The organism is Siphonobacter sp. SORGH_AS_0500 (assembly GCF_002838835.1).
Classification (GTDB): Bacteria; Bacteroidota; Bacteroidia; order Cytophagales; family Spirosomataceae; genus Siphonobacter.
In genome coordinates, this window is the sequence record NZ_NHPP01000007.1 from 201,494 (window position 1) to 221,443 (window position 19,950).

The 19,950-nt window shown below is 37.5% G+C and carries 19 protein-coding genes and 1 pseudogene; 19 read left to right on the plus strand and 1 reads right to left on the minus strand.

Features of this window, described 5'->3' with window-relative positions; translation table 11 throughout:
- Nucleotides 1-38 precede the first annotated feature (38 nt).
- A complete protein-coding gene (locus tag BWI96_RS10330) occupies nucleotides 39-1,322 on the minus strand; it encodes a carcinine hydrolase/isopenicillin-N N-acyltransferase family protein (protein ID WP_106636567.1) in 1,284 nt (427 codons plus the stop codon).
- Nucleotides 1,323-2,121: 799 nt separating this feature from the next.
- Here BWI96_RS10330 and BWI96_RS10335 point away from each other — a divergent pair.
- From BWI96_RS10335 to BWI96_RS10405, 19 genes and pseudogenes are all read left to right on the plus strand, one after another.
- Nucleotides 2,122-3,336: a site-specific integrase gene (locus BWI96_RS10335; RefSeq protein WP_106636658.1), complete on the plus strand. Its 1,215-nt coding sequence runs from the start codon at nucleotides 2,122-2,124 to the stop codon at nucleotides 3,334-3,336.
- 246 nt (nucleotides 3,337-3,582) lie between these two features.
- Nucleotides 3,583-3,861, plus strand: a complete 279-nt coding sequence (locus tag BWI96_RS10340) for a DNA-binding protein (protein WP_232793675.1) — start codon at nucleotides 3,583-3,585, stop codon at nucleotides 3,859-3,861.
- Nucleotides 3,839-3,964: a hypothetical protein gene (locus BWI96_RS22870; RefSeq protein WP_255400686.1), complete on the plus strand. Its 126-nt coding sequence runs from the start codon at nucleotides 3,839-3,841 to the stop codon at nucleotides 3,962-3,964. Before BWI96_RS10340 ends, BWI96_RS22870 begins: the two co-directional genes overlap by 23 nt.
- A gap of 493 nt (nucleotides 3,965-4,457) precedes the next feature.
- Nucleotides 4,458-4,991: a type I restriction-modification system subunit M N-terminal domain-containing protein gene (locus BWI96_RS22875; protein ID WP_198555225.1), complete on the plus strand. Its 534-nt coding sequence runs from the start codon at nucleotides 4,458-4,460 to the stop codon at nucleotides 4,989-4,991.
- 109 nt (nucleotides 4,992-5,100) lie between these two features.
- Nucleotides 5,101-5,868, plus strand: coding sequence for a class I SAM-dependent DNA methyltransferase (locus tag BWI96_RS22880; RefSeq protein ID WP_369804135.1), 768 nt, complete (start codon nucleotides 5,101-5,103; stop codon nucleotides 5,866-5,868).
- Nucleotides 5,865-7,418 carry a restriction endonuclease subunit S gene (locus BWI96_RS10350; protein ID WP_106636568.1) on the plus strand — a complete coding sequence of 518 codons (1,554 nt, stop codon included), beginning with the start codon at nucleotides 5,865-5,867 and terminating at the stop codon, nucleotides 7,416-7,418. Before BWI96_RS22880 ends, BWI96_RS10350 begins: the two co-directional genes overlap by 4 nt.
- On the plus strand, nucleotides 7,408-7,698 hold the full coding sequence (locus BWI96_RS21910) for an AAA family ATPase (protein WP_198555226.1): 291 nt from the start codon (nucleotides 7,408-7,410) through the stop codon (nucleotides 7,696-7,698). The genes BWI96_RS10350 and BWI96_RS21910 overlap by 11 nt, the downstream gene beginning before the upstream one ends.
- A 277-nt stretch (nucleotides 7,699-7,975) precedes the next feature.
- A complete protein-coding gene (locus tag BWI96_RS10355) occupies nucleotides 7,976-9,091 on the plus strand; it encodes an AAA family ATPase (RefSeq protein ID WP_198555227.1) in 1,116 nt (371 codons plus the stop codon).
- Between the two features lies 1 nt (nucleotide 9,092).
- Nucleotides 9,093-9,905 (plus strand): hypothetical protein, encoded by an 813-nt coding sequence (locus BWI96_RS10360; RefSeq protein ID WP_106636569.1) that lies wholly within the window; start codon nucleotides 9,093-9,095, stop codon nucleotides 9,903-9,905.
- Between the two features lie 238 nt (nucleotides 9,906-10,143).
- The gene (locus BWI96_RS10365; protein WP_106636570.1) at nucleotides 10,144-10,785 is read left to right on the plus strand and encodes a recombinase family protein; all 642 of its coding nucleotides are present in this window, start codon (nucleotides 10,144-10,146) and stop codon (nucleotides 10,783-10,785) included.
- 170 nt (nucleotides 10,786-10,955) lie between these two features.
- Complete coding sequence (locus BWI96_RS10370; RefSeq protein ID WP_232793676.1) at nucleotides 10,956-12,290, plus strand: radical SAM protein; 1,335 nt, start codon at nucleotides 10,956-10,958, stop codon at nucleotides 12,288-12,290.
- Nucleotides 12,291-12,342: 52 nt separating this feature from the next.
- Nucleotides 12,343-12,831, plus strand: coding sequence for a hypothetical protein (locus BWI96_RS10375; RefSeq protein WP_106636571.1), 489 nt, complete (start codon nucleotides 12,343-12,345; stop codon nucleotides 12,829-12,831).
- A gap of 88 nt (nucleotides 12,832-12,919) precedes the next feature.
- Nucleotides 12,920-13,534 (plus strand): annotated as a pseudogene (locus tag BWI96_RS10380) (DUF6088 family protein); the annotation flags it as partial.
- Nucleotides 13,531-13,710, plus strand: coding sequence for a hypothetical protein (locus tag BWI96_RS22360; protein WP_232793677.1), 180 nt, complete (start codon nucleotides 13,531-13,533; stop codon nucleotides 13,708-13,710). The pseudogene BWI96_RS10380 and the gene BWI96_RS22360, both read left to right, overlap by 4 nt.
- A 12-nt stretch (nucleotides 13,711-13,722) precedes the next feature.
- Nucleotides 13,723-13,977 carry a nucleotidyl transferase AbiEii/AbiGii toxin family protein gene (locus BWI96_RS22885; protein ID WP_255400690.1) on the plus strand — a complete coding sequence of 85 codons (255 nt, stop codon included), beginning with the start codon at nucleotides 13,723-13,725 and terminating at the stop codon, nucleotides 13,975-13,977.
- A 145-nt stretch (nucleotides 13,978-14,122) separates the two neighbouring features.
- Nucleotides 14,123-14,395 (plus strand): hypothetical protein, encoded by a 273-nt coding sequence (locus BWI96_RS22890; RefSeq protein WP_255400687.1) that lies wholly within the window; start codon nucleotides 14,123-14,125, stop codon nucleotides 14,393-14,395.
- Between the two features lie 684 nt (nucleotides 14,396-15,079).
- Complete coding sequence (locus tag BWI96_RS10390; RefSeq protein WP_106636572.1) at nucleotides 15,080-16,435, plus strand: hypothetical protein; 1,356 nt, start codon at nucleotides 15,080-15,082, stop codon at nucleotides 16,433-16,435.
- 37 nt (nucleotides 16,436-16,472) lie between these two features.
- The gene (locus BWI96_RS10395) at nucleotides 16,473-17,912 is read left to right on the plus strand and encodes a Dyp-type peroxidase (RefSeq protein ID WP_157830301.1); all 1,440 of its coding nucleotides are present in this window, start codon (nucleotides 16,473-16,475) and stop codon (nucleotides 17,910-17,912) included.
- Between the two features lie 736 nt (nucleotides 17,913-18,648).
- Entirely contained in the window at nucleotides 18,649-19,434 is a 786-nt protein-coding gene (locus tag BWI96_RS10405; protein ID WP_157830302.1) for a hypothetical protein, read from the plus strand.
- Nucleotides 19,435-19,950 lie beyond the last annotated feature (516 nt).

A 19,950-nucleotide genomic window follows, 5' to 3' on the forward strand; every position in this document is an offset into this window, starting at 1 on the left:
TACGAAAACTAATAAACACGGCATTACCTAGCTCCACTCTAATTTGAACTAATAACGGCTAGCATTTTTTGTGCCCTCAGATAAGACGATTTGTAATTTTTATCAGGTGACTCAGCTGCTTTCTCGTAGTAGAGTTTAGCTAGGTCTTTACGACCTTGAGCTAACTGGCTATACGCGTATATTTCCCCGATGAAACGTTGGGTCTTATCGTCGATTTTTTTGTCTTGCATTAATCCTTCCATTAGCTTATCCGCTGCTAACAGTTTTTCATCTTTTGTATTTGCTGGCTTATAGCCCCCTGGTAAACTGTACCAATATTCCCACATTCCCCCTTCATTATACTGATTGAATGCGTTCTTCACCAGTTGCAAAGCCACTTCCAGCAAGGCTACCGAAACCAACGTATCTGGCTGTGCACCATTGTCCTCTAACTGTACATAGTAACGAGAAGCACTATCAAGGCCTACTTCGTCTATTTTGTCTAAAAGTTTCTCTTTGCGATAGAGAGCATGTGATTTGGAATAGGTCTCATAGGCAAACGAGCTTGGAAAAAGGGTTGATAACTTTTGTAGGTGATACCCCTTTTTTATTTCTTTCTTAATATCAATTATGTAAGGATTTTCAAAATCGTGAAAGTAATAAACGTAAATCAGACCGCGTTTCAAATCATATATATTCGAATACTGAGTGGATAGCTTTCCCTCCTGTCTGGTTTGACTCAGGATTTTTCTAAAAAGAGGCACTGATAATTGATCGGCTTTACCAAGCATTTGATTGGCTATATCGTAGCGTCGACAAGAATAATTACCCGTCTCTACTTCACAAATATTGAAGTTAGTATTGATCTGGTACATCCCTTTCTTTTCAACCTGGATACCAGCATTTATGATTACTGAGTTCCCTTGAGCATCCGCTAAAAGTGCCTGAGAAGAAAAGGCATAGTTATGCGTTTTCATAAATTCTAAGGCTTCCTTGACGGTTTTACACTTACCCAGTATTATAAAGAAAAGATCGCCTTGGAAGGGGTGTTTAATTGTATAGTTAGAAGGGTTAATATTCTGAGCGGTAAAGTCGAAAAATAATCCATGTTCATTTATTGCCGCCTGGGTGGCTAAATCAGGGTGACCAAAGCACACTGAACCATACCGATCTCTTGTTGCTGGATTAAACCAGATTCTTGAGAAAGGGGTGTAATCATCCTCATTAGCGGCAGCAAACACTTCGCCTTTTAAGGCCGCTGAGATCACCGTACAGGCTTGAGTTTGTTTGGCCCATAACAGCGTGACCAATGCTAGCGAAAGTACCCAATGTATTCGATTCATGATGCTGATTTAGTTTGGCACTGGCTTTGATCGGCCAATAGATGGCATAAAGACGAAAAAAGAAGTCAAACGTTGCATCGATAATTTAAATCATTCAAAGAGATTGATTATGTCAACGAGGGCTCTCTTCTTAATCTATCCAGAACTATGGATCGCACCGCTCTTCATTCTAATGCAGCAATAGTACAAGTATAAGCAGGGCCATTAGGCCATATCTATTTCAATACCAATAGAGAAAACAGATTAATTCAGTAAGATAATATGGCAAGTAAGTTGCAGAAGTGGGAGAACAAGCTCCATTCTGCACTGTTTTATTCTCCATTTTGCACTGTTTTTTGACGTAAATAAATGGTAAAACTTTAATAATTAGATACTTATATTTTATATATATTACTTAAAGTGCTAAAAAATATATATTATTATAGATTTTTTAGGGAGTATAGGGAATAAAGCTCGCAGAAGAAAAAAAGTAATTAATAATAAAAACGTTTTGCACTTTGGGGCTTTTTGAAGGGCTTGAGCAGACTGTACAGGAAAGATGTTGGCGAGTTTGCTGGCGAGTTAAAAGAAAAAGCCACTTACGAATGAACGTAAGTGGCTAACTACTAGGCTCCCGAAGCTGGGCTCGAACCAGCGACCCTCTGATTAACAGTCCGTGGATTATTGGTTTTATATGGTTTAATATGATTTATAATAAATTGAATTTCAGATAGTTATAGATTTTATAAAATCAAGACGATTCGTATAAATACGGATTTCTTGTGCAAATCTTGTGCAAATTTTTCAGTACCTTCCAGGTATGAATACGAACGTTGTCATTTCGCTGGATACACGCCGCCCGAAAAAGGATGGTACATGCCCACTGATTATGCGGCTCGGGCATCATGGTAAAACGACTTCCATTCCTATTGGAATAAGTCTGAATGAAAAAGACTGGGATGAAAAGAAACGTACTGTCAAGAAAAGCTATGTCGGCGTTAGCTCAGTCTCTCGACTAAACAACCAGATTCAGAAGATCAAATCGGATGCGATGGATATCATCCTGAAGCTCCATGAAGCAGATATTCTTCAAACATTATCCATTACATCGTTGAGAGATCGCATTACTCAAAAAGATGTGCGTGATTCTTTCTTTCAATTTGCCAGCCAGTGTGTCGATGAGTTGATCGAGGCACACCGGGTAGGTACCGCCAAATCCTACAAGGGATTAATCAGTGTGTTAAAGGATTACCGGAAGGGCAAAGATTTACTCTTCAAAGAAATTACCTACGATTTCCTGGCAAAGTTTGATACGCATCACAAGAGTAAAGGAAATGGAGTCAATGGCCTGGCTGTTTACATGCGAACGATCCGTGCTATTTACAACAAAGCGATCAAATCTGGATTAGTTGATAAAGAATTGTATCCGTTCGACGATTATAAGATCAAAACGTCTCCCACGGACAAACGGGCACTGGACAGCGAGTTTCTCAAAAAGATTATCGAGTTAGAAATTCCCGTGAATCATATCTGCTTCAACACTCGCAATTACTTTCTGGCTAGTTACATGATGTACGGTATGAACTTCGCTGACATGGCCTATCTCGAAAAAAGTAGTCTAGTCAACGGGCGAATTAGGTATCGCCGAAGAAAAACAGGGAAGCTTTACGATATCAAAATTACTCCTTCGCTTGAAAAGATACTGGTGCATTATCTGGAACAAAATCCTGACTCGAAATTTGTGTTTCCGATTTTAAAGCGGGAAGATCCGGTACTGCGTGATAAGGATATTCAGTGGGCTCGAAAAAGGTATAATAAGAAACTGAAGACACTTGCTACTCTCTGCGGGATTGATTCAAATCTGACCAGCTATGTGAGCCGTCACTCATTCGCAACCCAGGCAATGTTGCATGAAATTCCACTCGCAGCTATTAGTACGATGCTGGGCCATTCTAGCTTGAAGACTACGGAAATTTATTTGAAAGGGCTGCCTGTTAATGTATTGGATGACTACAATGAAAAAATTCTGGGATAAGTATATTTTCAATCTTTAATTACCTATCACATTCAATAAAATATTTTTAAGCGTTAAATGTTATTGATATAAATACGTAAATGTCTGATATGTAGATATTTACGTATTTATATCAATATGTCGGCACAACGAATAGTATTATCTAACTGAAAGCCATACACCAATCAGATGAAGTAAAAATAGATTTCCTTCAGGGAGGCCTGTTTTGTATCTTGCTACAAAAATTGTACTATGCAAGTTATATGTTTGCAAGAAGATGCGTTTTATGCCCTGATAGAAGAAGTCGTCTCACGTCTACAAGAAAAGCAAGGACATAGAAGAGAAAAATGGGTGTCTGACGACCAGGCGATGCAACTACTAAATATTAAGTCTAAAACAACTTTGCAAAAGCTGCGAGACGAAGGGAAATCCGATTTAGCCAGCCCCAGAAAAAAATCATTCTTTATGACAGAGATTCCATTGAAGCATATCTTGAGCGCAATAATCGCAAATCATTTTAATTATGGAAGATCAGGACAAGGTTGAACCAGACTATACTAAAGGATTTAATGAAGGCTATTTATTAGCCCAGCAAAATCCAGAACTTGCTGAAAGGTTAGCTAATATCGACAGTGATTTTATTCGTTAAAGATGGTCGAGAGCAACTGATAAATGAAAAAAACAATTGAGATGCTAAATATGCCTGTTGGGTGAAAAAATATAGCACAGAAAAGATGGATTACAAAAAAATAGAAAAATAAAAAGACATAGAACCAGACAAAAACTGATAAATTATTTAATTTAATTTAGTTTAGTTGTGACATAATGTGATAGTAAATGTTATATGTGATCTTTTAATTATCTATGTATATCCACTAATAAAATTAAGTAAGTTAGTCGATATATTATCGATTACGTTTGTTTACTAGTATAAAATTAAAAATGATAAATAATTTAAATTATGAAGCGAAGTTTTGATTTCGTATTATTAATTAATGCAGATTATGTAATATTTATTACTCATTATCACCAATAATTTTTAAAAATACTATCGATTAGTTTTGTAAATTTCTTTATTAAAATTTTCAGTAAGTATATACTTCTGATAATTAAATCACTTTTATAACTAGTATGTAACCATCATGAATAACGAAAATATAGTGCAAAAAATCTGGAACCTATGTAATATATTACGGGGAGATGGCATTAGTTACCATGAGTATATTTCAGAATTAACGTATCTGCTTTTTTTAAAAATAGCTCAAGAAAATCATACGGAGCATCTCTTACCTGAGAGCTGTCGCTGGGATCGATTAGTGAATTATGAAGGACCAGACCTTCTAACCGAATATCGTGATATGCTAACCTTCTTGGGTGGTCACGCTGAAAACGAAGTTGTTAGAAAAATATATACTTTTCCTACAACGGTCTTTTCACATTCAGAAAATTTAAAAGCTGTCATAGAGGGACTTGCTAAGTTAGATTGGCATTCAATAAATAAGGATGGCATGGGGGATATTTACGAAGGTCTGCTGTCAAAGAATTCACAAGATGCTCGTTCAGGTGCAGGACAATATTTTACACCAAGAGCTTTAGTGGACTGTATGGTAAGGTTATCTAAACCTTCGGTTGGAGAAATTATTCAGACCCGGCTACGGGTACGGGTGGATTCCTAATCTCAGCTGATCACTTTATCCGTGCTAATGACACTATTGATGCCTATCAAAAAATGCACCTAAATATGAAGGAGTCGAGATAGAGAAGGGTACTTATAGAATATGCTTGATGAATTCTTTTTTGCATCAACTTAATTCTAATATAATACTGGGAGATGCTCTCACTGAAGATGCAGATGGCCTTAGCAAAGCAGATCTTATTTTGGCCAACCCACCCTTTGGTTCAAAAGCTGGAAGTGTTCGAAAATATCGTGATGATATCTTAATGACGAATAAACAGCTCGCCTTTTTACAGCATATTTATTTAGGGTTAAAACCTGGAGGAAGAGCTGCTGTAGTCGTTCCTGACAATGTACTTTTTGAGGAAGGTATTGGAAAAAAAGTTCGTCAAGAGTTGATGGACAAATGTAATCTCCATACTGTATTAAGGTTGCCAACAGGAATATTCTATAGTCCTGGAGTGAAGACTAACGTATTATTTTTTACACGTGGAGAAAGTGATAAGGACAATACTCAGATCACTTGGATCTATGATATGCGCTCAAACCAAACGAAGTTTGGTAGAAAGAGAACTCTTATAGCTGAGGACTTTGCAGAATTTGAACGTTGTTATGGACAATATCCTGAAGGATTATCAGATCGTTTGAACAAAAATGAAATCAATCGCTGGCGACATTTTACAAGACAACAAATAGCAGAAAGAAACGATGACCTGGATATTATATGGTTTGGTAATGGCGGTTTTGATTCAGACGAATCTTTAACAGATCCTGGAGAAATAGCTGGTGCTATTTTTAATTATCTACGTGAAGCACTGAATGAAATAGAGAATATATCTATAGAGATTGACTCTAATGTCCATGAGACAATACAATGAATAAATTTCCCGATAATTGGATTAAAACGACCTTATCAGAAATTGCTCATATAAATATGGGACAATCACCTGATGGCAAATATACTAACTATGAAAGCAATGGCTTGCCTTTGGTAGGTGGGGCAGCTGACTTTCAAGGCAATGTAATTGATGCTTCCCGATATACAAGCAGGCCAACAAAGGTCTCGAAAGTTGGAGATTTAATAATATGTATAAGGGCTACAATTGGCAAAGTTGCTTTTTCTGATCAAATATACTGTTTAGGAAGAGGTGTGGCTGGAATAACACCATATGTTGATGCCAAATGGCTTTTTTATAAACTGTTGGAAAGTGCTAATGATCTAGATGAAGCCGGGACAGGTACGACATTTAAGCAAATTGATAAAAAAACTCTTGAAAATTGGCCGATAATTTTGCCCCCCTTAGCGGAGCAAAAACGTATTTCAGAAAAAATAGATTCCTTAATGTTTAGGATAGAACAACTAGATGTTTTTTTATCACATATATTAGGAATGCTTGAGAAGTATAAAGCAAGTATACTATCCTCTGCTTTTAAAGGTGATTTAACCGCTCAATGGCGGAAAAATAAAAATCAGAATGATCCTAAATCCGTTTTTTTGAAATCTGCTGTATTAGGTCTTACTTATGGGACAAGTTCAAAATCTTATCCATCGGGTAAAGTACCTGTATTAAGAATGGGCAATATTCAAGATGGAAAGCTCAATTGGGATAAATTAGCCTATACCTCTGACGTAAAAGAAATCGAAAAATACTATTTAACACCTGGTGATGTGTTATTCAATCGCACTAATAGTCCAGAGCTAGTAGGAAAATCGGCTTTATACGATGGTGAAAATGAGGCAATCTTCGCCGGCTATCTTATAAGAATTAAATGTTCTGAAAATTTGTTACCGTCATATTTAACGTTTTGTTTAAATAGTCCAGAAGGTAAAGCTTATTGCCAAAAAGTGAAAGTAGATGGAATCAATCAGTCAAATATAAATGCAAAGAAGCTAGCAGAATTTGAGTTGCCACTTCCAAGTATTGCTGAGCAAGAGGAAATTGTGAGATTAGTTAATCAGTCAATTGCATCAATAGACTATTTGCGGCAGTTAACTATTGAAGCCATTAGCTTAATGCCTCGGCTGAATCAATCAATTCTTACTAAGGCTTTTTGTGGAGAACTAATTGAACCAGATGTTAATGATAAGTCGGCTCTTTTACAGTTAAAAGATATTCAAAAACAAAAAAAGAGTAGTAAGACTATAATTCCTAAGACAGCTCAAGAATTTTTTTCGAGTGAGACTTTTATGAACAAAAAACTAATTGATGTTCTTTCCGAAAATAGTGATTGGGTAGATGCTCAAGAAGCTTTTCGATTGTGTGGAATTACTAAGACGTCTAATACTGAAGAAATAGAGGGGGTTTATGCGGACCTACGATTATTAGATTTGCAAGGTTTGCTTTTAATAGATCCTGTTAGAGATACAGATGGAAATAAAATCTATGATCGTATTAAACTAAAAAAACAGGATAATCATGCGTCTTGATAAATTGATAATCGGAAGCTCAAAAATTAGTCCAACACATCAATTCAAAAACTTGAAAGATGTGGTTATTGACTTTGATCAAGATCATTGGGTTACAGTTATAATTGGTTGGAATGGAACAGGCAAATCGAATGTTCTAGAAGCATTAGCCATTATTTTTCGAGAACTAATTAGTCCAAAAAAAATCAAAAATTCAATTTGGCCTTTAGGCTTACTTACCGTATGGGTAAAAACCCAGAAGAAAGGTTTATTTCAATTGATCATGACCCTGATCGTCTAAATGACAAGTTTGTAATTCATATTAATTCTGAAGAGAATAACAGAACTCTTGAGATATTTGAAAACTTACAAAAGCCAAGACCTGTAAGGCTCAAGACTTTTTTAGATGATACTAGAAATTTACCGAGATATGTATTTAGCTATTATTCAGGTGAAAGTTCTCGAATGCATGATATTTTTGCACCATCCTCCAATGGTATGATGAAAAACTGAGACGAGGAGAGGATCCTGGCCCTAAACGTCTATTCTATGCACTACCTGTTCATAGTCAATTTGTTTTGCTAGCATTTTTAATAGGTCAGCATAACGAAATTAAGGATTTTATCAAAGACAACTTAGGCCTTAATCCAGAAAATGGCCTTGAGTCAGTTTTATTTGTATTACGCCAACCACCTTGGAAAGCTCAACCTGACGGCGATCCGCGTTTTTGGGGAGCAAAGGGTATTGTAAGTGAGTTCTTATCTAGGTTATATGATATTGCAATTGCTCCAATTGAAACTGAACGTAGAGTACCAGTTTCTTTATGGAATAAAGAGACATTACAATTTAAATATCTATATATTAAAGATATAGATTCCTTAAGACGTTTAGTTGCAGATCAAGCACCGGCTGATTTTTTCCGTGATCTTGAAAGTACATATGTATCTCAATTGATTGAAGAAGTTAGAATCAGAGTTAAGCTAAAGAAAAGCGATGGAGCTGTTACCTTCAAAGAATTAAGTGAGGGAGAACAACAATTATTAACAGTTCTGGGACTCCTTAAATTCACAGCTGAAGATGAAAGTCTATTCCTTTTAGACGAACCAGATACTCATTTAAATCCTAGATGGAGCGTCGATTATTTAAGTTATTTGAAAAATACTATATCATCTTCTAAAGACACTGGTGTAACAAGCCATATATTGCTTACTACTCATAACCCTTTAGCTATTGCAGAACTAGTAAAAGAACAAGTTCAGGTTCTTCAACTTAAGGATTCTGATAAAGCTCGTAAGATAGTTGCTATTTATCCAGAGACGGATCCTAGAGGAATGGGGTATGCTGCGATAGTTACTAGTGATATGTTTGGAATTGCTTCATCTTTAGATCAACCAACTCAGATAAAGCTTGAGAAGCAAAGAATTTTAGGATCTAAAAAGGATCTTTCAGAAGATGAACAGCTCAAACTGGATTCTTTGAATTCAGATTTAAATAAACTTGGTTTTAGATTTTTTCATCCAGATGATGAATATTCTCGTTATCTAAGATTGAGGAATAGTGTTCTTTCGAATCGTTTTAAATCTCAAGATTCAACTGTTCTTGCTGAAAATGTTGTTTCGTTAAGTAGGGCAGAAAGAGAAGAATTTGCTCAAGAACTAATAGATCAGCTAATGTCTGAAAATGACGATATTTAAAATGAGATATATCGATTTAGATAAACTCCGTGTTCCAAGTGGATGGTTTGATAGAGCTCAAACAGCTAAATTAGCTGTAGCGGCTGGTGCAGATCCTAATGATTATTCAAGTGTATGGCGAGAGCTAAAAGATGGTATGTACGATTTATCAAGTTTTAAATGTTGGTACTGTGAATCTAATATAGATAGATCCGATAATGCAGTAGATCATTTTAGACCTAAAAACTCAGTCAGTGATGCAGCAAAGGCTCATAATGGTTATCGATGGTTAGCCTTTGATAAAAGTAATTTTCGACTATCATGCACATTTTGTAATAGTAGAAGAGTAGATGTAGTCTACGGTACTTCTGGAGGCAAAGCAGATAGATTCCCTTTAATTGACGAAAATACGCGTGTTTATGTTCAAGGATCTATTTTACTAGAACATCCACTATTACTTGATCCTTGTGAGATTGAAGACTGTGAACTCATTGGATGTAAACAAGAAAATGGTGAGCCGTGTGCTGCAAGTACTGATCCTTTACAAGAAAAAAGAGCGCAAGTCTCTATTGAAGTCTATCACTTAGATAGAGACGCTACCAATATTTTAAGGCATACAGCCGCCGCAGGTTTGATATCAGATATATTAGAAGCAAAAATTCGTTTCGATGTAGCTCAAATAGATGGTACGAAGAAGCCCGATTTTATGAGCGTTGCTAAACGCATCAAAAGAAGAATAGTTTCAGATGCTCCTTATAGTGGAGAAATGAAATATTTATTAAGAGGTCAGCGTTCTGCTGAACATCCCTGGATAAATCAATTACTAGAAGCTTGATAATCAGATTGTTGATTCCTGAAAAATAAAAAGATTGCTATAAAACTTTTCTACTCTTTGTTTGTAAGTAAACCATGGTTTACTTACAAACAAAGAGTAATTATTTTTAGTGGTCCTCTTTTTCAATAAGTAATTGTGAATCAAGGTACATCCTCTGCCAAAATAACTTCTCTTTAAACAAATCCTGTTCAAATATAAACCATCGTTTACTACTGAACAGAAGGGTAAGTAACTAGCCGTGAAAGAGGCCATTGCTTACTACCGCGTATCCACCCAGCGGCAGGGTCGTAGTGGACTGGGCTTGGAAGCTCAGCAATCAGCGGTTGCCAGTTACTGCCAATTTCATGATTATGATTTGCTCGACGAAGTGATTGAGATCAAATCCACTCGTAAACAGCAAAGCCGGTTACTCGAGGCTTTAGAACAATGTAAATCAATGAATGCTTCACTGATGGTAGCCCGGCTTGACCGGTTGGGTCGTGACGTAGAGAAGATAGCTCGGCTCATCAAGTCAGAGGTAGAAATCATTGTAACCGATAACCCGCATGCGACCCGGTTTACCATTCATATTCTGGCGGCAGTCGCTGAAGAACAACGCCAGCGAATTAGTGAAACTACCAAAGGTGCATTGGCCGCCGCTCGCAAACGAGGTGTCGTGCTGGGAAAAAATGGCAAGCGACTAGCTAAACAGAACAAGCAGGCAGCTAATGCTTTTGCCCGGCAGATTTTCCCACTGATTCAAAAACTCAGGAGTCGAGGCATTAGCACTTTGCGGGGGATCGCCGATGAACTCAATCTACAAGGCGTTCCTACCTTCCGTGGCAACGCTCAATGGCACGCCAGTACCGTTTTCGCCTTATTACATCGATTAAATAAATAATCTCACCTTTCTATATAAATTGTTTATGAACGCAAAAGCTGAGATCTCCGCCCTTTTTGATGATGTAGCCTGCCTGGAAAAGGCGATGGGTCCAAATGCCGTGCCTACCTCTTTAGTCCATGCCGATTGTGACTGCTCGGGCTATTATCCATCTCATCCCTCTGAGGATCATGAAGAATCTGATTCCTGCTCGCTCCCCGCACTTGCTGCTTAGACCGCTTGACAAGGGCTACTTCTACGCAGTGAACTGCTCCTTTCCGCGTTCACTGCGTATTCTCTCTGCCGTTCAAACCGAGGTCTTATCTGCTATTGATGGTAAGACCTCCGTGGCTGCCATCGCCGAAAAAACGGGGCTTTCTTTAAAGATCCTGGAAGAACTACTCTTTCTGTTGGCCCAAACGGAAATCGTTCGAACGGATCAGGTTTTTTCGCAGCCTGTTAAACCTCCATCACCTAAGTCCCTGAATTTCTGGATTCATACCACCAACCGTTGCAATCTCGGCTGTAGCTACTGCTACATTCCAACCTTGCACAATCCAGATGGGATGGATGAAGCGACCCGAAATCAATTGCTTGAAAAAGTCGTAGAAACGGTCAAAGCTCGAAAACTCAGACAGGTAAGGTTTCGCCTCGCGGGCGGAGAACCCTTGACCCAGTTCAAATCCTGGAAAGCCTTTATTCCCGACCTGCGAAAACGGCTTGCTCCCTATGGCTGTCAGTTTGAGGTTTCCTTTCTTACAAACCTCACAATTCTAACCGAGGATATCATCGGCTTCGCCAAAGCTCACCGTATTAGCTTTGGCGTTTCGCTCGATGGTGTAAAGGCTTATCAGGACATTAGCCGTCCGTTTAAGCAAGGGACGGGCACCTTTGATCTCGTCAATCGAAATCTAAAACGGTTACTTGCCGAGCAGATTCCGGTATCGATCAACACGGTAGTCAATAATCAGAATCTAGACGGACTACCAGACCTAACCCAGTATCTAATTGATCTGGACATTCCTTTTCGCTACTCGATTGTAAAGGGAGAAGCCATTGACGCTGACAAGCTGGAAGAGAAACTACTGGCTTCCTATGCCGTGATGAAGCAGGCCATCGGGCAGAGATGGTCGTTTAGTGGCCGTCACCAGTTTTGTGATCTAAAGCCCACGGAGCTGGGTTTTCAAACCTGTGCTTCTGGCTTTTCGGGTGGAGCCATTAACGTGGATGGGACATTACATTACTGCCATGTACAGCTTGGCGACGCTTCTAAGACCGCCCACTCTATCTTTGATACAGAGCTGGATTTAGTCGAGATGATTGAGCAGGGCAGCCATGAAGAAGAAAAACGCTCAGCGGATTGCAGAACCTGCCGCTATCGCTCGGTGTGCACGAGTGGGTGCCCGGTATATCGGGTAAAAGACAAAGATCCGCAGTGCAGTCTCTACCACCGGATTATTCCCCTAATTTACGACCTTCAGGCTCAGGAACGGTTTAAAAATCTTCAGGACTTCAAGATGCTTTAACCCTTTCTACGCTACTGTTCTCTTACACCTATAATCAAGGATGTAAGAGAACATGTCTTTAGATCTAACCATCGTTATTTCATTGCTGGCCTTGTTTGCTACATTTTACCAGCTTTACCTTCAACGAAGTCACAACGAAAAATCCGTAAGACCTTTTGGTCAGATTGATTTAGAAGATCGCAAAGGTCACATGGCTGTTTGGATCAGCAATAATGGCTTGGGCCCAATGATCCTGGATGAACTTCGTTTTTACAAGAATGGGAAGACCTATGAGGCGATCAAAGATTGTCTGGAATTGGACGCTCGTTCTTATACCAGTATCAGTGTCGGTGACTCCGTTCAGAAAATCATCTTACCGAATGCTCAGCTCATTGTTTTTGAAACCCGAGTGTATGAAGATAAAATCAATGAAGTTCGAGAGCAGTTAGCACTAATCACCGTGGAAGCACGGTTTCGGGATATCTATGATAATAGGTCTTCAATCAATCGCGACCTTAAATGGTTTTTAAGGCACATATTCAACGAAATACAGCCTTCGTAACGCCTCTTTCGATCCTACTCTCGCCGAAGACGTTAGCTTCGGCTACGAACAGCTTGACTTAGCTAAAGAGCAATATCAAACGGCCGCCAAAGCCCTGGAACGCCTGCAACGAAAAGGGGTGATTAAAAAGCTATCCAAAGGTCGGTTCTATAAACCTAAGCAAACCCTTTTTGGCGAGAAAAAGCCGGATGAAGAACAACTGTTAAAACCTTACCTCTATCAAAATGGAAAGCGAACCGCTTATATTACGGGGGATTATCTCTATAATCAACTTGGGCTCACCATCCAGCTGCCCGCCATTATCAAAATTGCCACTAGGGATCGTAGAATCTTTATCCACACAGGAGCCATTCGGGCAACGGCTGTCAAAAGCTACGTGGACGTTACCGAGGAAAATTACCAGCTCTTAGGATTTTTAGATGCGCTAAAAGATATCAGACAGATTCCAGATATCAATTTACCAGCAGCCTTGACGCTATTGAAGAATCGGATCAAGGCATTGGCCCCTCAACGCAAAACATTGGTAGACTATGCATTGGCGTACCCGGCCAGAGTAAGAGCCCTACTAGGAGCCTTGCTTTGGGAATTAGCCTTAATCGAAGGAACGCAAGTATTAAAAAATAGTCTCAATCCCTTGACTACGTACAAATTGGGTCTTGACGATAACATTTTATCTACCGCCTCTCAGTGGAATATCCAATGAAACTGCACGAAAACCCGGCTGTTTTTAGGGATGCCATTGCCATCATGGCTCAGCAATTTAACTTACCTAAAATCTATGTAGAAAAAGATTACTGGGTCACATTGGCGCTGAGCCGTATTTTTAAAAGCTCGCTTGCTGAGTTTACGGTTTTTAAAGGCGGAATGGCTCTTTCCTAATGCTTTTCGTTCATCAACCGCTTTTCAGAGGATATTGATCTGGTTTTATTAAAAGAGGGCTTACTTTCTGCCAATCAACTTAAAGAACGTTTGAAACGTATCAGTAGTGCGGTAGCAGAGCTCTTACCCGAAATAGAAATTGAAGGCATTACCAACAAAAAAGGGATGATCCGTAAAACGGCTCATTCCTATTCGAAGGCCTTTAGCGATAAATTTGGGCAAGTGCGGCATATGATTATCATTGAATCCAGTTGGTTGAGCTCCTGAGAGCCACTCATCAAAGGACAAGTGAGTTCATTCGTTTATCAAATGATGCAGGCTAAGAGACAAGAAACTCTGGCTAGAGAGTATGACTTACTACCTTTCGAGGTATCTCTGCTAGCGTCCTACTCGGACGCTGTGCGGGAAAATTATGAGTCTGGTTCGCTTTTCCTACAGCGAAAGCCCCATTCCATATCTTCGTAACAAAACACGTCACGTGTATGATCTTAATCAACTTTTACAGCAGCAGGACTTAAATGATTTTTTCGAGTCAAATGAATTTGATGAAATGCTTCATAGAGCCGCTCAAGATGACACCGTTAGTTTTAGAAACAATAAGAATTGGTTAGCCCATACCTCCGTCAAGGCTTTGATTTTTCCGACTTGGAGTAAGTACTGCCCGAACTCCGGGCGTCCTATTTAGGGTCATTTAAGAGCCTGGTATTTGGTCTATTCCCTGATGAGCAAGTGATCAAAAAGACACTAATTAAGCTAAAGGAGCGGCTTGTAAGCGTGGAATGGAGGATTGATGTGTAAACATGAATTGAAAAAACTGTAAGAGTCAATATCAGAAGTCGCAACGGTTTTGATTTTAGGCGTGGTGTTGTTAGCTATGTTTTATTAGCTCTATTTGTAAGCCATGCCTAAGAAAAAGTAACTCATGCTGTTATGGCAAGACCTATTTGGAAACTGTAATGGGCAGTTTTTGTCCGTATATATGATAACAGTTTCTTATGGTTGATAAAAGCACGTTTATCAACCATAAGAAAATTGTTATTTTAACCTAAAGGTTGTCGAAACACAGTTCCTTTACCATAGACGGCGTAGCAGTACACCTACTGATGTAAAAAACTTATACAGATTACTAAAGTCTAGTTTTCTAAAATATGACTCTTTTAAATTATTAAATTCCTTAATTATAGTCGTGAAATAGAAAAGTGCTATTCTAAATTATAGAATAATTCATTGTAAATATCTATTTAGACTAGCGGTAGCAAGTATATAAAAGCTGAAATATATTTTATATACCCATTTATAGGTATATAAAAAAATAAATTTTATTTTTTGTTCACTATAATATATTGCTGTAAAATTATATTACTTATATATGAACTCACTAGTAGATAAAAATTTGTTCATTGATCAATATGCACTTTCGGTGATAGCACCTATAGATGAGAATAAACTTGCCGACTTAAGAGTGCTACTATCAAAAATCCAGGCAAATATAGACCAAAATGATTCAATATTGCCATTTGTAAATATTGAAGGATTACATTTTGCTAGGTTTGTTATATTAACATCATACACAAATAAAAATGGCAAAGTTATACCCGATCAGTTAGTTTATTCCTGTAACTGTGATATTGGCTTAGATGATCATCTTAAACAAATTAGTTTATCGAACGCGTTATTAGGATTTTATCAAATTTTTTCATGTTGTAGAGAATTTGATAGTTCTAGAAGAGATGGTGAATCTATAGAGACTATAAAAGAGTTCATGATTAGGTTTAAAGTTGATATCAATACATTTTATAGAGGTCATAGAGGTTTTGCCGTAAAACAAATTAAAGATGAGGATGCAATTAGATCTGAAATTCAAAAATATTTAGATAAAAACATTTTTGATAAAACTCCATTAAATCAGATTAAGTCTAATCTGGATAAACATATTTTAGAAATGTTTCCCACTTGGAAACCGCCTATTGATATTCGATTAAAGTACATATCTTTTGGAGGAGTTATTTTTAGATATATTGCATTACCTTTATTATTATTCATTATAATAGTATCGTTTCTTTCGTATTTTTTTTCATTTTGGATTTTATTAATTACATTAGTCAATTTATTATTAATAGCACTTTATTTGAGATTTATAGAATTTAATGCAGATTCAATCTCTGATAAAATTGATTCATCGTTTTATGATAAAATAAAAGATCTTACTGCTAGTGAAGATAGAATTGTTCAAAATCAACTTACTCATCTCGTTGATTTAAGGCCTGGAATATTTAGAAAGTTCCTACAGAAAATAGCATTATGGACATTAAACAAATTAGCTACTTATACTTTTAATAAAGGACGCCTAGGAGATATTGCTACTATTCATTTTGCTAGATGGATAATGATAGATTCAGATGAAAGACTTTTGTTCTTTAGCAATTTTGACGGTAGCTGGGAAAATTATTTGGGGGACTTTGTAGATAGAGCTGCTTTGGGTTTGACACTAGCTTGGAGTAATACTAATGAATTTCCCAAGACTAAATGGCTAGTAATGAAAGGAGCAGAGGATGAGGAAAGGTTTAAGACATGGACCCGTAAATATCAAATTCCCACGCAAGTATGGTTTAGCGGTTATCGTGATTTAACAGTTAAAAATATTCTACGCAATCGGTCCATTGCATTAGGGATCTACAAATCAATGAGTGACCAAGAATTAGTAGAGTGGTTCAACTTACTGTAGCCCGAAATTATATTATTAATAAAGCAACTTTATGATTATGAGCACCCCTACAATTGATCATGCTGATATACAGGGAATAGTAATTCGGTCTTATAAAGACCTTGCTGAAGCATGCTATGTAATGATAGATTTTGCTGATGTTAAGAAAAGTTGTAAATGGTTGAAATCTATAATTAATAGAATTACACCAGCCTCAATTAAACCTCAATTCGCTCTCCAGATTGCATTTACCTCTAAAGGTGTATCTCATTTCATTTCGGATGATCAATATGTAGAACCATTCTCTAGAGAATTTCTAGAAGGAATGGTGACCCCTGAAAGGAGCAGAATTTTAGGTGATTTGGATACTAATGACCCTGTCAAATGGAATTGGGGACAAAATAATGAATCTATAGGAGGAGTATTGATGTTTTTTGCTGAAAACGTGGAGATACTTGAACGTAATTATAGAAATATTGTGGATGATTTTGAAATCTATAATATTCAAGAAGTGATTAGATTGAATAGTCAGATATTGCCTAGTGGGAAGGAGCATTTTGGTTTTAGAGACGGAGTATCTCAACCACTCATTAGAGGATTAGAAAAAGAAGAAGAACTTTCACTTCAAAAAGCATCTACGTTGCTACAGGATAAAAAGGTTGTAATGGATAATTATATTAATCCTGGAGAATTCATATTGGGGTACGAAAATGAGTATGGTCAGGTACCTTCTTACCCTACAATTACGAACGTAATTGGCGATAAATTAAATATAGGATTGAATGGAAGTTATATGGTTTTTCGACAAATGAACCAAGATGTTAAGACATTTTGGGAATATATATATAATCAAAAACAATCAAATCCTTCTTTCAAGGATAAGGATGCTATTTATATAGCTTCGAAACTAATGGGTCGTTGGCCGAATGGGAATTCTTTGACTGATAATCCTGAAGAAGAGGGAGAAGTATTGCCCAATGATAAGATTAATAATTTTCTGTATAAGTCCCAAGATCAATTTGGCTTTGGCTGTCCAATCGGTTCACATGTAAGAAAAACTAATCCTAGGGATGGAATAGACTCAGATCCTGATAAATCAATTCAGGTTTCAAAACGACATCGTATTCTAAGAAGAGGCCGTACTTTCGGAACACCTTTATCTGAAAGCCTGAATTTAGGTAAAAACAATAAGGAAATAGACAGAGGATTGTATTTTATTTGTTTTAATTCAAATATTGGGCGGCAATTCGAATTTATACAACAGACATGGTCAAACAATGGTAAGTTTGATGACTTGTATAATGACGTTGATCCTATTACAGGCGTTTCTTTTACTAAAGGGAAATATGTTCCTTGCCAGTTTACTATTCAAAGTCAACCTTTTCGGAAGTCGCTAAAAGACATACCTCAATTTGTATTTATCAGAGGTGGAGCATACTTTTTCGTTCCAGGAATCAAAGCATTAGAAATAATTGCCAGTATTCATTCCAAGTATTAGTTAGCTTGTAGATATTGTATAAATACAAGTAAAATTGTTAAAATAATTAATATAGATTTACTATAAGACAATGTGCATTTCTATGATAGATGATAAATCGTATAACAAGATATCATTAGCGGAATATCTACGAATTTTCGGATTGAGAGGAAAAATACAGCTTGGTTCACTAGAACTGGACGCTCGTTTTTATACCAGCACCACTGTAGGTAAATTCATTCAAAAAATCATCTTCCCTAATGTTCACCTTGTCGTTTTTGAAACACGGGTAGAAGACTGACAAATTGCTGAAGTGCGTAAACAGTTAGCATCCATTACAGTAGAAGCATACTTCAAAGACATTTATGACAATCAATATATAATTAGCCGGTCTTTGAAATGGGTTAAGAGAACTACCCTTTCTTGTAGTTAGTTCAATTTATGAAAGCTTCATGTCTTACTTCATTCGATATACTACACTCATTTTCTACCCATAAGCAGGTATTGAATGACTTTCGACTATTAATGTAATTGCTAACTAATCAAACCGTTGAATACCATGGAGCTCATGGCACGGACTGGGGTATGGAATATAGATAACGGCTATTTCTTCCAGGTTTTGCCTCTCACGTTCGAAAGGATAAAATAGTCTGGCAAGACTGATCTCAGAAGACTAAGATTTTATCATTTATAAAAACGACTAGTCTGGTAATGATCGGTACCTAGACTGTTGAACAAGTGTACTTAAACACCTCAGATGAAAAATTCGGTTTCATTCACCCTATCATTAATGCTCCTTTTCGTTGTTGTTTTTGCCAAGGCACAAGTTGGTATTGGAACGACAACGCCTCATCCTAGTGCACAGCTTGATGTCACGTCTTCAAACAAGGGGTTTCTCCCTCCCAGGATGACATCTAACCAGAGAATAGCTATTCAAAATCCCAACGATGGTCTATTGGTTTATCAAACCGATAATCCAACGGGCCTTTATTTGCGACAAAATAACACTTGGGTTAGATTGTCTAGCATTGGTGAAATTCCGGCTAAATCGATGTCTATTGTGGCATTTACGTCAGGAGTCCCGATTAGAATGATTCCTGAGCGGTCTGGCGTGGAGCACTTTGGTAGTATAATAGGCTTTAGCAATTCTGTTGGCGAGATCGACGTTAGAAATCCAACGATTGATATTGTAAGTAGACAAGGTACCAATATCAATCATGCGGTGATTATGCCAATTAACGGTGTATTGAAAAATATTGCAACCTTCTTCAGCTTTACTGGAGCAATTCCTTCCGGCAATCTAAATATCTACGTTAGGGTATATTATTCAATTGATGGGATTTCCTTTGCAAGGCTCCCAGGTGCAGAAATTGTTATGCAAAAATCTGCTAATACCTATCCATCCTTCATGAAAACGCTACGAAACGACTTCAATATACCGGTTTTAGGTGCCTACCGGTTGATGATTGTCTTCTCGGCTTCGTCTGATAATGGACGTATCGACGTTGATGGGTTCGCAAGTGCAAGTTTGGGTATCGAATGAAATATGGTTCAGAAATCAATTTACAAAAGTTTACGCACGCCGACATTGAAAGAAATTACCATGGCCAGCTTTGGTATGAGTATGTATCCATATATCCGCTAACAGGTCGAGAGGTTTCTTGGGGTACATACAATGCGACAAAAAAGAACGCATCAGAGAACAAACATACTAACTGGATCTACGGATAGCAAAGCTGGTAAAGAAAAGCAAAACGTAGATTTGTCCAAAACTTTGAAAAGTGTAAGATGTAGCGGAACTATAGAACAACTACATCTTTTATCGTTCTGGATTATTGCCAATAGAAATGGCCTTCATTTTAAGTATATATCAACTATTGTTTGTCTAATGTGGTATGTTACATTTTAGGGTATAGGTTATCAAATAAATAATTTATCTTTAAACAGGCACTTATTTAATCGACTTGAATTCCTCATCGACTTGATTCAAATGGTTTGTATCTGAATGTGATGCCTACGGGCAAACGGGCTTGGCGTCTGCGGTACTATTTTCTAGGAA